Annotated in this window: 14 protein-coding genes; 5 read left to right on the plus strand and 9 right to left on the minus strand. The window is 62.3% G+C overall.

Annotation, left to right across the window (positions count from 1 at the left end):
* The first annotated feature begins 57 nt into the window (after positions 1-57).
* Complete coding sequence (locus M0D66_RS29025) at positions 58-930, plus strand: DMT family transporter (RefSeq protein WP_200619619.1); 873 nt, start codon at positions 58-60, stop codon at positions 928-930.
* Positions 931-1,063: 133 nt separating this feature from the next.
* Here the strand turns inward: M0D66_RS29025 and M0D66_RS29030 are convergent, their stop codons facing one another.
* Complete coding sequence (locus M0D66_RS29030; RefSeq protein WP_266212335.1) at positions 1,064-2,080, minus strand: L,D-transpeptidase; 1,017 nt, start codon at positions 2,078-2,080, stop codon at positions 1,064-1,066.
* Positions 2,081-2,496: 416 nt separating this feature from the next.
* On the opposite strand from M0D66_RS29030, the gene nadE reads away from it, so the two are divergent.
* Positions 2,497-3,357, plus strand: a complete 861-nt coding sequence (gene nadE, locus M0D66_RS29035; RefSeq protein WP_266212336.1) for an ammonia-dependent NAD(+) synthetase — start codon at positions 2,497-2,499, stop codon at positions 3,355-3,357.
* Positions 3,358-3,478: 121 nt separating this feature from the next.
* Here nadE and M0D66_RS29040 read toward each other — a convergent pair whose 3' ends face one another.
* The 6 genes from M0D66_RS29040 to M0D66_RS29065 all read right to left on the minus strand — a co-directional run bounded on the left by M0D66_RS29040 (position 3,479) and on the right by M0D66_RS29065 (position 8,995).
* Positions 3,479-3,745 carry an RNA-binding protein gene (locus M0D66_RS29040; protein WP_054039246.1) on the minus strand — a complete coding sequence of 89 codons (267 nt, stop codon included), beginning with the start codon at positions 3,743-3,745 and terminating at the stop codon, positions 3,479-3,481.
* 5 nt (positions 3,746-3,750) lie between these two features.
* A complete protein-coding gene (locus M0D66_RS29045) occupies positions 3,751-3,897 on the minus strand; it encodes a hypothetical protein (protein ID WP_172737774.1) in 147 nt (48 codons plus the stop codon).
* Positions 3,898-4,185: 288 nt separating this feature from the next.
* Entirely contained in the window at positions 4,186-4,536 is a 351-nt protein-coding gene (locus M0D66_RS29050) for a hypothetical protein (RefSeq protein ID WP_266212337.1), read from the minus strand.
* Positions 4,537-4,633: 97 nt separating this feature from the next.
* On the minus strand, positions 4,634-5,287 hold the full coding sequence (locus M0D66_RS29055; protein WP_211702803.1) for a hypothetical protein: 654 nt from the start codon (positions 5,285-5,287) through the stop codon (positions 4,634-4,636).
* Between the two features lie 253 nt (positions 5,288-5,540).
* Positions 5,541-7,205: a S10 family peptidase gene (locus tag M0D66_RS29060; RefSeq protein WP_200619624.1), complete on the minus strand. Its 1,665-nt coding sequence runs from the start codon at positions 7,203-7,205 to the stop codon at positions 5,541-5,543.
* Between the two features lie 233 nt (positions 7,206-7,438).
* Complete coding sequence (locus M0D66_RS29065) at positions 7,439-8,995, minus strand: protease pro-enzyme activation domain-containing protein (RefSeq protein ID WP_266212338.1); 1,557 nt, start codon at positions 8,993-8,995, stop codon at positions 7,439-7,441.
* A 306-nt stretch (positions 8,996-9,301) separates the two neighbouring features.
* Between M0D66_RS29065 and M0D66_RS29070 the strand changes: the two genes are divergently transcribed.
* The gene (locus M0D66_RS29070; RefSeq protein ID WP_093633227.1) at positions 9,302-9,811 is read left to right on the plus strand and encodes a DUF1993 family protein; all 510 of its coding nucleotides are present in this window, start codon (positions 9,302-9,304) and stop codon (positions 9,809-9,811) included.
* A 43-nt stretch (positions 9,812-9,854) separates the two neighbouring features.
* On the opposite strand, the gene M0D66_RS29075 is transcribed toward M0D66_RS29070, so the two are convergent.
* Together M0D66_RS29075 and M0D66_RS29080 are read right to left on the minus strand one after the other, a co-directional pair.
* Positions 9,855-10,175, minus strand: coding sequence for a YnfA family protein (locus M0D66_RS29075; protein WP_175050059.1), 321 nt, complete (start codon positions 10,173-10,175; stop codon positions 9,855-9,857).
* A gap of 195 nt (positions 10,176-10,370) precedes the next feature.
* Complete coding sequence (locus tag M0D66_RS29080; protein WP_093632806.1) at positions 10,371-11,000, minus strand: LysE family translocator; 630 nt, start codon at positions 10,998-11,000, stop codon at positions 10,371-10,373.
* Between the two features lie 154 nt (positions 11,001-11,154).
* On the opposite strand from M0D66_RS29080, the gene M0D66_RS29085 reads away from it, so the two are divergent.
* Positions 11,155-11,622, plus strand: coding sequence for an Lrp/AsnC family transcriptional regulator (locus M0D66_RS29085; protein ID WP_211702799.1), 468 nt, complete (start codon positions 11,155-11,157; stop codon positions 11,620-11,622).
* Between the two features lie 65 nt (positions 11,623-11,687).
* On the plus strand, positions 11,688-11,921 hold the full coding sequence (locus tag M0D66_RS29090) for a hypothetical protein (protein WP_054039234.1): 234 nt from the start codon (positions 11,688-11,690) through the stop codon (positions 11,919-11,921).
* The last annotated feature ends 248 nt before the right edge of the window (positions 11,922-12,169 follow it).

Genomic DNA, 12,169 nt, shown 5'->3' on the forward strand with positions numbered 1-12,169 from the left:
CAAGACGCGCGTCTTGCGTCCCGGCAAGATGGCGGCTTTTCAAGCTACCTGTTGCCGATGCTCGCCTCCTCCATCGCCGCTGTATTCGTCGTGTTGTGGTCGACCGGTTTTGTGGTCGCCCGGGCGATCACACCGTATGCTGATCCCAATCTGTTCCTGCTCGCGCGCTTCGGCGGCACCGCGCTGATATTCGCGCTTGCGGCGCTCGCTGCACGCGCCGCGTGGCCGACCGGCCGCGATCTTGGCAAGCACCTGATAGCGGGCGCGCTGCTGCAAGGCGTCTATCTCGGCGCGGGCTACTGGGCTGTCGCACAGGGATTGAGCGCCGGAGTGATGGCGCTGCTCGGCGCACTGCAGCCGCTTGCGACTGCCGCCGTCGCGGCGCCGCTATTCGGCGAACGGCTTTCCCGGCGTGGCTGGACAGGGATGGCGCTCGGCCTCGCCGGCGTCGTGCTGGTTCTCGAACCGAAACTCGCCGCAGCCGCGCCGTCCGCCTCGCATGGCGACGCGCCGCCGTGGCTGGTCGTGCTTATTTCGATCCTCGCGATCGGCGCGATCACTGCAGGCACGCTGTTTCAGAAGACTTCGCTCGCAAAGGCCGATATCCGCAGCGCAAGTGCGGTGCAGAACTTCGGCGCGGCAGTCGTTGCGGCGATGCTTGCGCTGGCGCTCGGCGAGCATCGCTGGATTGCATCGGCCACTTTGTGGGGGTCGCTGGCGTGGGGCATCGTGATGCTGTCCGGAATCAGCGTCACCTTACTGGTGTGGATGGTCAGGCGCGGCGATGCAGCGCGCGCCACCGCGCTGATGTTTCTCGCGCCGCCGCTCGCCGCGCTCGAGGGGTATGTCGGCTTTGGCGAAACGCTCCTGCCGGTGCAGATCGCCGGATTTGCGGTGGCGTTGGTGGGCGTGGTGCTGGCGCGGTCGTGAGCTTTTTCGATCGACGCAGACCGGCATGCGTCGATCAATGCGCGTTCGTCGCGCGTTCCGGGCGGCATGGTCGCGTGACCGTGGCCAGATCGATATCGGCTCCGGCACCCGCGCCCGCCACTCAACCCGCCGCTTAATCCGCTGTATCGGCTCCCGCAGGCACTTTCGCGCGCACCTTGCTGCCCGGGGCCGGTGCCCAGGCCGGGCGGCTCTTGCGCGCGGAATCCACCACGACGATATAGCGCCCCGCCCACGGCGTCACCTGGCGATCGCTTTTCAATACCCACAGCGATTTGCCCGACTCGACGAGCGCGACATATTCAGCGTCGAGAATGCCGTAGTGGTCGATAAACGCGTTGAGCGACGCAGGAATCCGCACGCAACCCTTCGAATGGCGAATACCGAGCAGCGGCTCGAGCCGGTCCGGATCGGTGGCGTGCATCTGGAAACGCATCTGCGACATGCCGCCCTTGCCCCAACCCCGTTCGCCCTGCGCCCAGCCAAGGTCGAAGATCCGCATGTCGCGCTTGCCGTAGCCGCGGATGTGGTTCTCGTTCAGCGTGCCTTCGGAGCGAAAGTCCATATTGGACGGCGTATGTTCGAACACACCGAGCGGCGTGATGAAGTGGTCGTACTCGCCAGGCCGGCCCGTCGAGACCGGCGAAGCGCCGATCATCTGCCAACCGTCGGACGGCGCTGCCCGGAAATAGATGAACAGCGCCTGCACGTTGGCGTTGCGATCGACCAGCACGACATACTCGCCTGACAGGTTGCCGAGCATATGTTCGCCGAGCGCCGTTTGCAGACGGTCGGCATAGGCGCGCTGCTCCGCGGCCGGCACTTTCAGCCGGCGCGTGACGTCTTGCGCGAACACGTCGCGCAGCAGGAACGCGCGACGTGGGTCGACCACGCCGGCCGCATCGGGCGCGGCAACGCCCGATGCGTCGACCGCACGCGCCGGGTGGTTCGCCACTACGGATGCCGATGGCCGTGCGGACGTGGCGACTGAAGCCGGAGCCGATGCCGTACCCGTCGCCGCAATAGCGACGCCACATGACACCGCGCAAATGACAGCCGTGAACACGCGCGCCAGGTAGCGCACTGAACCAACGGCGCGCACGAAACGCGGCACGAAGCGTAAATCCGACATGCACACCACTTCGCTTCGACGATCTACCGATGCAGAAGTACTGCGGTCCGGTGCAGGCTGACCAGGCCAATTGGGGTAGTTCATCGCGTGTTTGAGCAAACCTGATTATTATTGACTGCTCGCCGGCTCATGCGGCGCTCGGAACGAGGATGTTACTAAGCGCGTTGGCATCTGTCGATGAAGACTCGGCCAATTCACCCACATTGCCGTACCAACAATCAATATCCAACGTTCTGCGCCGCGGTTTTAAAAGCAGCGCAAAGTGAATTGAAAGCCAATATCCGCGATAAAACCGTACAACCGATTCGTCGCGACATACTCGCAGAATCGACTCGTTTGTGGACCGGTCGCTCATGCAATCAGCGCGAGCATTCATGGTCGACACTCGCGTTACCGCACATGGAGGAAAGAGGAACATGACGCAACAAGACCCAGCCGCACGCCAGGCAAGCATTGCAGCGGAAATGCACATCGCCGCCGAGTTCGACGCCGCACAGGAAATCGAGCGCCGGGTCGCCTTTCTGGCGAACTATCTGCGCAGCAATGGCCTGAAAACCTACGTGCTCGGTATTAGCGGCGGTGTCGATTCAACTACCGCCGGCAGGCTTGCACAACTCGCGGTCGAGCGATTGCGCGCCGAACAGTACGACGCGCGTTTCGTTGCGATCCGTTTGCCTTACGGCGTGCAAAAGGATGAAGCCGATGCGCAGCAGGCCTTGAGCTTCATTCGCGCGGACGAAAATCTCACCATCGATATCAAAGCCGCCGCCGATGCAATGCTCGCCGCACTGGATAACAGCGGCATGCGATTTAACGACGACTCACAGCAGGACTTCGTCCACGGCAATATCAAGGCGCGCCAGCGAATGATCGCGCAGTACGCGGTCGCCAGCGCACGAGCGGGCGTGGTGATCGGCACGGATCATGCGGCCGAATCGGTGATGGGATTTTTCACGAAGTTCGGTGACGGCGGCGCCGATGTGCTGCCGCTCACCGGTCTGAACAAACGTCGTGTGCGGGCACTGTCCAAAGCCTTGGGCGCACCCGAATCGCTGGCGCACAAGGTGCCGACTGCCGACCTGGAAATGTTGCGTCCACAACGACCTGACGAAGACGCGTACGGCATCCCTTACGACGATATCGACGACTTTCTGGAAGGCAAACCGGTGAGCGATGCGGCGCGCGAAACTGTCCTGCGCTTCTACGACATCACGCGACACAAGCGGGCGCTGCCCTACACGCCGTTCGATTGGCCGATAAAGACAGGCGGGGAATGAAAAAAGGGAAGTAACGAGCAGAATGCGCGGGGAGGATGGGCGTCAGGAATTTGCGCCTGACGCAGGGCGTTCTCCCCACTCGGCGCTTTCGAAGCAATCGGCAAATGCGGTTGTGACTGACTCAGTGAGCAGGCGGTGTGTCGTCACTGAACAGATCGGCGCTGGCTTCGAGCGTCAAGCCACCTAACTGCTTGCCGTGAATCTGCCGCGCGATCACCTCGCCCACATATGGCACTTCCGCGTTTAACTCGACCGTGGCGTAGGCGCTGGGCTTCCCGGCATCGACCACCTCAACGTTTTTCGCGTAATGCCCAAGCTCACGCTTGAGGAACTCCCGCACTTCCTGCTCGCTGCACGATTCCGCGATATTGCGCACGATCAGGTTCATGCCGCCTACCCTCGGCGCGCGCTGCGATCCGCGGCCTGTACCCGCACCGGGCGCAGCGCTGCACGCTGTTTCGCCTGAGCAGCCGCGAGTTCGCGGATCAAGGCGGCGCCGGCCGCACCCACAGCAGCCAATGTCAGATAGAAGGCAATCATTTAAATCTCCCCTTCGAATTTCGTCCTGTTTTCAGGATAGCCACAATCGACAACAAAAGCGATGCGACACAATGTCGTAAAAACGGACCTACAAAAACTTCCGTTAATGCACTGTACCTGAATAAGCGGCCGTAAAAATAGCAAAACACATGTTCATTCAGTGGTGCAGGCCCGGCACACGCGCCAGACGCGGACTCTGCGCAAAAACCGGGCCGCACAGGACAGCGACATTTATCGCCACCGGCATCCTACGGGGGACGTGGGCAAAGGGCGGGCTGATCGTCGGGATCAGTCCGCCGCTTGCACGTTTGCCGCGCTCACCCACCATGCATTCTTGCCTTGCGGCACGTGAACCAGTACCGCGGATGGATCGTCGACGCCGTCGTCGGCAACTTCACATACCGCCAAACCGTCCGGCAGGCGTTTCACCTCGCCGGCCGCCTGAAACAGCGCGACGCGCTGCGCGTTCAGCGGCCGCAGTTGCCGGTACACGTCGAAACTGATTGCTGCGGGCACGTCGCCGCGAATCTGCAGCGAGTCGGCACTGCCGCAGTGCACGGGCTCGGCGGCAAGCGCCGCAGCGCTGCCGAACAGAGAGCCGAATGCGAGCGCCAAGGCGGTAAGGCGTGAATGGGTCATGGTGGTCCTCCGGGAATATGTTGGGGCAGCGCGCCGCGAGCGGCGCTGAGTGAACGCGAATGAACCGCGAGGACAACGCAGGCAAAGACAGGCAGCCTCATGGCGCGCTGTCGTGACCTTCGCCTCGTCCGTTGCTGTCGCCGGTTGCGACATCGAGACGGCTCACGTCGCAAGACGTCTGGCTGAAGCCCGAATAGACCACCGACCAGTTACCGACAATCGCGGCTTGCGCCTCCGCGAGACTCAGCTTCCCTTCGCAAACGCAGCGTTTGAGCATGACCGCGGCGCGCGCCTTGCGACGCTCGCCCTGGTGGCCTGCCCACGGCAGAAGATCGAGATTGGCGGGTGCGTTCGGCGAGCCGCCGAGCACGATGGGCACGCGCCTGTCCAGCGCGAAAGCGGAACCGTTCTCGGCACCGATGCCGCGCGCGGCAAGCATGCGGTCCTTGTGGGCCATCAACTCGTCGAACGGCGGTGCAACCGTGTCCGCATAGCCGGGTCGGCAAATCGTTTCGCCGACGGACTCCTGCGTGACGCGCTCGTCGAGCATCGATGAATCCTGAGCCCGGACTTCACCGATTCGCAAAGCAAGCAGCGCGGTGAAGCCGAGCAGGAACGCAAGACGCATCTTGCGGCCGGGACGCGCGGCACTGCACCGGCGCGCGAGCGTCGACGGAGCCTCCTGGTGTGTCCTGCTGGTTGCGTCGCTGTAATAGATGATGCGGCGCCTGTCTGCAATGCCTGCGTTCATTCGTCGGCGCGCCGGCAGCGGCGCGCAATAGTTCAATTCGCAGACTAATTAAAACACATTCAATATGCCTACGCTAAAAAGGCTTACATACGCAGGTTAGTGAAGGTGCGTCCCAATGCACTCGCAGGCGAACGCCGGCGCGGCCCTGGCCTGCACGGATACAGGTAGCAGGACCGTGCCGAAACACCGTACAAAGGCAACGCAGCTGCCTGAGCCTCGCTCAGGCGCGGCCCAGGCACCGCGCGACCGCAACCTACTTCGGCTTTTGCACCACCCGGGCCTGCAAGGCGCGGATACGGAAGAGCGCCTGGGTGTTGGACACTGTCGTCTCGTACATCTTGGCGAGATCCGCCTTGAGCGCGGTACGCGAACCGCCGTCGAGATAGACCATATGCCCCGACGGATAAAAACGCGCCGACAGATTCTGCCGGACCTGCTGACTGACAAGCGGCATTTGCTGCAGATCGAGCACGGTCTGGTAGAACGGTGTGACGTAGTCGAAGAACCCGTTCGCCGACAGCACCTTCAGGTCAGGATTGAGCGCCATCACGGCGGCAAGATCGCCGGCGGTGTACAGAATGATGTTGCCCTTCGCGTCCAGCCCCTTCTGCGCGCCGGTCGGATCGATATGGCTGAAGTCCCAATACTGAAATGCCTGATCGTTGAGGTCCGTGAACGCCGAATTCGACGTGTATTTCAACTGCTCGTTCAGATACACGTTCCACATCGTCGTATAGACGCCGGTCACCGCCGTCATGGTCGGATCGTTGCCACCGGAATTCGGGTCGATCTTGCCGGCGATGCCGGTGTTGATCGCCGTCACCCGGCCATCGTATTCACCGAGCGCGAGACCCTGCGATTTCAGCAGCGTGGTCAGGAACAGCGAATTGCCGCGGCTGTCGTACGACGCGATATCGAGGCTCCAGGCGAGCAAGGTGGTTTTGTCGATACCGGTGTATTCGCTGAGTTTTTCAACCGTTGCGGAATCGGTCGTCGGAAACTTGCGCAGCGCCGCCAGATAGTCGGTGCGCGCGAATTGCGCCACTTCTTCGGCAAACGTGCCGAGGTCGGTCGGCCGCGGTGCAATGCCGAGCTTCTTGTGATACCACGCGTCCGCCGCGGTGGTGGGCAACGCGCCGACCGGGTTGCCCGATTGCGTGTAGTCGAGAATGGACGATTGCAGCGTAATGCCGTTCAGATCGACGCCGTCTTCGTGCAGCCGGTACGCCAGCACGCAACTGCGCGCCGTGCCGTAAGACTCGCCGAACAGGTACTTCGGCGAATTCCAGCGATTGTTTTTCGTGAGAAAGCGCTTGATGAACTGCTTGATCGAGTCGGCGTCCTGGTCGACACCCCAGAAGGCGCGGTTCGTTTTCGGCGCAATGGCCGCCGAGTAGCCCGTGCCGACCGGATTGATGAAGACGAGGTCGCTCTTGTCGAGCAGGCTGTCCGGATTGTCTTCCATCGAATACGGCGCGGGCGGCGTAAAGCCCGGCATCGACGTCTTGATGCGGCGCGGCGCGAACGAGCCCAGCAGCACGAACACCGACGACGAACCCGGGCCGCCGTTGTAGAAGAACGTCACCGGGCGGGTTTCCTCCTTCTGGCTGTCCTGCGTGAACGCGACGTAGAACATCTTGGCTTCAGGCTGCGAACTGCTTGGGTCGACAATGACGAGGTGACCCGCCGTCGCCGTGTAGTTGATCTTCTGGCCGCCGATCGTGGTCGAATGGTGCGTGACCGCGGCTGTTTCAGTGGTATCGGTGACGGAATCGTCCGGTCCGTTGCCATAAGCGACCGGATCGAAGAACGGCTGATCTCCGCCTTTGTGCGACGCACCGGCGGCGGCCGTTGCGGACGAAGCATGCGTGTTGTGTGACGACTGCGGACTAACGGAAGCTGACTCGGTGTTCGTCATGATCGCTCCATGGATTCGTTAAAGTCTTGGTGTGTCTTGGTGTGTCTCTCTGGATGTGTCTCGATGTCTCTTGATGTCACTCGTGTGTCCTGCGTTGCCTGCGCCTCCTGAAGACAAGCACCGAACCGCCTGCGGCCTGAACGCAACGTACCGGGACCAAGCGCGGACAGCCGGTCAGCGCCGGAGCTGGCAATCAGCGAGGCGTCTTCCGAACTGAACCGCGACTCATCAGACTATAGTGCCGCCGCCACCTTCTGACCATTGGGACTGCCGAGTCCCGTGCACGCATCCCAGCCTGGCGACGCGGCGAAGCTGCCATTGTTGCCCTGGGTGATGTCGTTGAGCGCACTCGGCGCCTTATACAACTTCGGGTTGATGAAACCAGCCGGTTGCCCCTTCGCCGCGTTGATCCGCGCAATCAACGCCGCCCACAGCGGCGCAACCGCACTGGTGCCGCCGACCACCGTCTGCGTGCCGTCGATCAATACGCTATAGCCGGTGATGGGCGATGCATCGCCGGCCACGTCCGGCACGCCGCGCCCGCTGAGCGCCGTCTTCGCGCCGCTCGATGAAGTGGCCGACAGACCCTTTTGCCACACCGGCACCGGAAAGGTCCGGCTCACGCCACCGCCGCCTGCGCCGCCCTGTGCGCCGTCGCTCCACACCACCTCGTGAGAAATCGATGTGCCCGACGCGGTCAGGCTCGTGCCGCCGCATGCCAGCACGTAAGGGCTCGACGCCGGAAAGTCGACCTGATCGCCGCTGGAACCGTCGCTCGAGCCGCTGTCGCCCGACGCCGCGCAGACCGTCACACCGAGTGCTGCCGCCGTTTGCAGCACGCTGTTGAACGCCTGCTGCGACTGGCTGGTCCAGTTCGCCTCCGGGCCGCCCCAACTGATCGAGACGACCGAGGGTTTGTTGGTGGTGTCATGCACCGCGCGGCTTACTGCGTCGATGAAACCTGCATCGCTGTTCTGTGTGAAATAGACCGCGATCGTTGCGCCAGGCACAATCGCACCGACGATTTCGATGTCGAGCGTGACTTCGCCGTCAGGCCCGTTCGGGTCGCCGCTCGGCTGATTGCTACCCTGATCGACACCGACAGATTTCACCTTGGGTGAAGCGACGCCGAGGCTCGCAAAGTAACTCTTGAGGTCGGACGTGTTGTACCCACCGCCGAGCTCGATGATGCCGACGCATTCGCCGCTGCCGTCGCCTTGCGGAAACTGATACAGCGACGCGAGCTGCAGCGGCGTAAAGGACGCCTGATGCGCTTTGGCCGGCTGGAACGGCGGCCGGATGCGAAAGTGCGGCCGCGCCTGAGGCCGGTTATCGAGGCCGAGCACGGCTTGCACGATGCCGTGCAAATCGTCCGGCACACTGATCGTGCCGGTGCGGCCGCGGAACTGGCCCGCAGTGTGGTGCTGGTAATGTTCCAGCTTGACGCCGAAGGCGGTCTGGAACTGCGCGATCGTGCCGCTCAGCACTACCTGGCGCGCTGCCGGATCTTCCCGCGCCACCGTCAGACCGTGTGCAGTGGCAAAAGCCTTGACCTTCGCGATGTCGTCCGGAGTGGCGCTGTAATCTTTTGCAAAGGCCTCCCGCGATAGAGGTTTGACGCTCGGGTCGCCCGCTTCGATCTTGCTCATCAGTGCATCGAACTGCGCCTGGTGTGGACGGCGCAGCAGCACGAAAACCTCGATCCGTTCTGCCGGATCGCATTGCCCAACGACTGTCGAACCTTGTTCCGCCGTGCGCTCGCTGCCTGGCAACGGTTGTCTATTGACCATGGTATCGATTCTCCTGTTAGCGTGACGGCGCGGGCCGCAAGGTGGACCCCAAGCACGGCACGCGCCTGCACGAACTCTCCGCCGCGTGGCCAGCGACGGATTGCTGTTTCAAGGACTTCGCCAAACCGTCCGACCCATGCATTCGAACACAGTTCCGGCATGCGCGGCAGTTGTCCGAATGGCTAACGTCGCGTTCGATCAATGCGCATCGCGCAGCACCCGCGCTATGATGCTGAAGCGGCAATCCAGCCGTCGCAGCGCCTCGCGCGCCACCCGCGCGCACGATCGAAGAATCAGAGGATCCCCATGTCAATTTCGATGTATCAAGCATCATTGCCCGTGCTGGTGCGCGGCATGACTAACCTGCAAGTCATCCTCGGCAAGGCCGAGGCGCACGCTGCAGAGAAACAGATCGACCCGTCCGTGCTCACGAACGCCCGGCTCGCACCGGACATGCTGCCGCTATTGCGCCAGGTCTATATCGTGAGCGACACGGCAAAGGGCTGCGCGGCGCGTCTGGCCGGCGTCGAAGCGCCGAAGTACGACGACGTCGAACAGACCTTCGAGGAACTCGATGCCCGCCTTCAAAAGACGATTGATTATCTGAAGGAATTCAATCCGCAACAGATCGACGGATCTGAAGAACGGCCGATCACACTGAAAATGCGCGTTGGCCCAATCGAGTTCACAGGGCTGTCATATCTGCTCGGTTTCGTGTTGCCGAACTTTTATTTTCACGTGACGACGGCATACGACATTCTGCGTCACAACGGTGTCGAACTTGGCAAGCTCGACTATCTGGGCGGCGCCAAGTAAGAAGGCGTGTTCGCTGTGGCGTGGGTGACATGTGATTGCGACATCACACACGCGGCTGGAACGCGATGATCGCCATGCCGGCCAGGGTGAATACCACGCCAGCCGCATCCCACAGCGTGGGGCGCACTTTGTCGACGCCCCATAGCCACACGATCGCCACCGCCACGTACACACCGCCGTAAGCCGCATACACGCGGCCTGCGGCGGTGCCGTGCAACGTCAGCAGCCAGGCGAACAAGGCAAGACTGAGCGCGCCGGGCACCAGCAGCCAGATGGAGCCCCCCTCCTTCAGCCAACGCCAGGGCAAATAGCACCCAACGATCTCAGCCACGGCGGTCACGGCATAAAGCAGAAAAGTTTTCATCGACAGATGGAAGCGAGCGGTTGTTTTGCCGCGGAACGGTGCGCGGCTGCCTATCGGCTTTTTTAACACACTCACTTCGCGCGTGGGCATGATGCATGCGTCGAGTGCCGCGCCTCGCTGCTCTATTCGCTACCTGTCATGGGCATCACATCAGCTTGATGCCGACATCCGCAAGTGCGGAAGTTCGGAAGTCAGTCAGTCCAGCGAAAGCCGCAACGCAAAGCCGATCAGCGCCGCTGAGAAAGTCCAACGCTGCAGTGTCTGCGCGAGAGGATGAGCCCTCATCCACCCGGCAATGCGCGCCGCGCCAATCGCGTACACGACGTCGAAACATGCGCCGATGGCAAGCAGCACCAAACCCAGTTCGACCATCTGCAGCGCAACCGGTCCGGCCGCAGGACGCACGAACTGCGGCAATAGCACCGAGCAGAACAGCAGTGCTTTCGGGTTCAACAGATTGGTCAGCAAGCCCTTGACGAAAGCGGTCCGCAACGGCCGCGACTCGGCGCCCATCACACCGCCTTCGGGCAATGCGAATACAGGTGAGCGGAAAATCTGGATGCCAACCCACGCGAGATAAACCGCGCCGCCGTAACGCACCACGTCGTACAACCAGGGCGCACTGCGCAGCAGCGCCGCCACCCCGCATGCCGACAATGTGACGTGTGTGGCCCGCGCCACCCCAAGGCCGCCAGCCGCGGCGAAACCACTGCGCACGCCGCGTCCGATACTGGTCTGCAGAACCAGCGCCATGTCGGGTCCAGGCACCGCATAAACCACAAACAACGCAGCGATATAAACGACCAGAAGGTGTGCGGAAATCATAGAAGCCTCTTGTTTTAAGGGCTCTATCTTGCCGTCGTCCGTGGAGGGTTTGCTGGCGAAATACAGGGGCAGTGGCTTCGTCTTTGAAGGAATACGCTAATATTCCACTCCCGAGTCATGTTTTCCGCCAACGCACTGTCAACACCTCAAAACCATGACAACCGACCTCGATAAAACAGACCGCGCGATCCTCGCCGCGCTGCAGAACGACGGCCGCATGTCGAACGCACGGCTGGCCGACTTGGTCGGCCTGAGCGAGACGCCTTGCGCCCGCCGCCTCAAGCGCCTCGAAAACGACGGCTACATCGATCAGTACCGCGCGATGCTTTCGCGCTCCGCCCTCGGCCTCGGCGTCGTCGCGTTTGTCTATGTGCGTTTTGCCGTGCACGACCGCGCGGTGGCCACCCGTTTCGAGCGCGAGGTGCAGGCAATCCCGCGAATTCTCGCGTGCCACAACGTGTCGGGCAGCGCCGACTATATTCTGCAGGTGGTCGCGCGCGATCTCGACGACTACGGCACGTTCATGCGCGACGAGATGCGCAGCCTGCCGGGCGTGACGTCGGTGGAATCGGCGTTGTCGCTACGGGAAATCAAGGCTAACGGCGGCCTGCCGCTGTCCTGAACGCGGACGTGGCATAGTCACGCATTTGATACGGCGCGAGCCGACCAGACGAGCACGGAGTTTTCATGGATCACGAACAGGCAAGAGCCGAAGAATCAGCCGCGATGGAGCGCGTCTTGACTGCAACCACGCGGGTAAAGGCAGCCTTCGCGTCGCTGCAATCGCAATTCCCGCCGGCCGGCAGCGGCCAGCCTTCGCAGTTCGCGCTGCAAACATTCGACGCTGCATTGCAGGAGCTCGAAGATGCCCAAGCCGCCTTCGACGAATTGCTTGGCGATCTGCTTGACGGCAATCGTTGAGTGGCATAGCCGGTCTCTTCACTGCATAGCTGCTGCGTAGGACGCGAGCGGCGGCCGTCTTCAGTTTCCACCGAGGCGGGCGTCGCGTTACTTGGCGGGGGCGGCCGGACCTGACCGTTAGTTGCGTATTAACGTCCTGGAACTGGAACTCCCGCACCGCTGAATCCTCGTTTCAACGCACTAATGCGTTCAGAACCGGATCGAAACAGCCACTCTATCCACTCGGAAAACGATAGGGGGTCCGCAAC

This window comes from Paraburkholderia sp. SECH2 (assembly GCF_030464795.1).
GTDB classification, from domain to species: domain Bacteria; phylum Pseudomonadota; class Gammaproteobacteria; order Burkholderiales; family Burkholderiaceae; genus Paraburkholderia; species Paraburkholderia aspalathi.

What these genes read in the sequence shown, in the direction of transcription:
- nadE (WP_266212336.1), top strand. Translation starts at nt 2,497, where the DNA reads ATGACGCAACAAGACCCAGCCGCACGCCAGGCAAGCATTGCAGCGGAA.
- M0D66_RS29090 (WP_054039234.1), top strand. Translation starts at nt 11,688, where the DNA reads ATGGATCACGAACAGGCAAGAGCCGAAGAATCAGCCGCGATGGAGCGC.
- M0D66_RS29025 (WP_200619619.1), top strand. Translation starts at nt 58, where the DNA reads ATGCTCGCCTCCTCCATCGCCGCTGTATTCGTCGTGTTGTGGTCGACC.
- M0D66_RS29045 (WP_172737774.1), bottom strand. Translation starts at nt 3,897, where the DNA reads ATGATTGCCTTCTATCTGACATTGGCTGCTGTGGGTGCGGCCGGCGCC.
- M0D66_RS29030 (WP_266212335.1), bottom strand. Translation starts at nt 2,080, where the DNA reads ATGTCGGATTTACGCTTCGTGCCGCGTTTCGTGCGCGCCGTTGGTTCA.
- M0D66_RS29085 (WP_211702799.1), top strand. Translation starts at nt 11,155, where the DNA reads ATGACAACCGACCTCGATAAAACAGACCGCGCGATCCTCGCCGCGCTG.
- M0D66_RS29055 (WP_211702803.1), bottom strand. Translation starts at nt 5,287, where the DNA reads ATGAACGCAGGCATTGCAGACAGGCGCCGCATCATCTATTACAGCGAC.
- M0D66_RS29050 (WP_266212337.1), bottom strand. Translation starts at nt 4,536, where the DNA reads ATGACCCATTCACGCCTTACCGCCTTGGCGCTCGCATTCGGCTCTCTG.
- M0D66_RS29065 (WP_266212338.1), bottom strand. Translation starts at nt 8,995, where the DNA reads ATGGTCAATAGACAACCGTTGCCAGGCAGCGAGCGCACGGCGGAACAA.
- M0D66_RS29060 (WP_200619624.1), bottom strand. Translation starts at nt 7,205, where the DNA reads ATGACGAACACCGAGTCAGCTTCCGTTAGTCCGCAGTCGTCACACAAC.
- M0D66_RS29080 (WP_093632806.1), bottom strand. Translation starts at nt 11,000, where the DNA reads ATGATTTCCGCACACCTTCTGGTCGTTTATATCGCTGCGTTGTTTGTG.
- M0D66_RS29070 (WP_093633227.1), top strand. Translation starts at nt 9,302, where the DNA reads ATGTCAATTTCGATGTATCAAGCATCATTGCCCGTGCTGGTGCGCGGC.
- M0D66_RS29040 (WP_054039246.1), bottom strand. Translation starts at nt 3,745, where the DNA reads ATGAACCTGATCGTGCGCAATATCGCGGAATCGTGCAGCGAGCAGGAA.
- M0D66_RS29075 (WP_175050059.1), bottom strand. Translation starts at nt 10,175, where the DNA reads ATGAAAACTTTTCTGCTTTATGCCGTGACCGCCGTGGCTGAGATCGTT.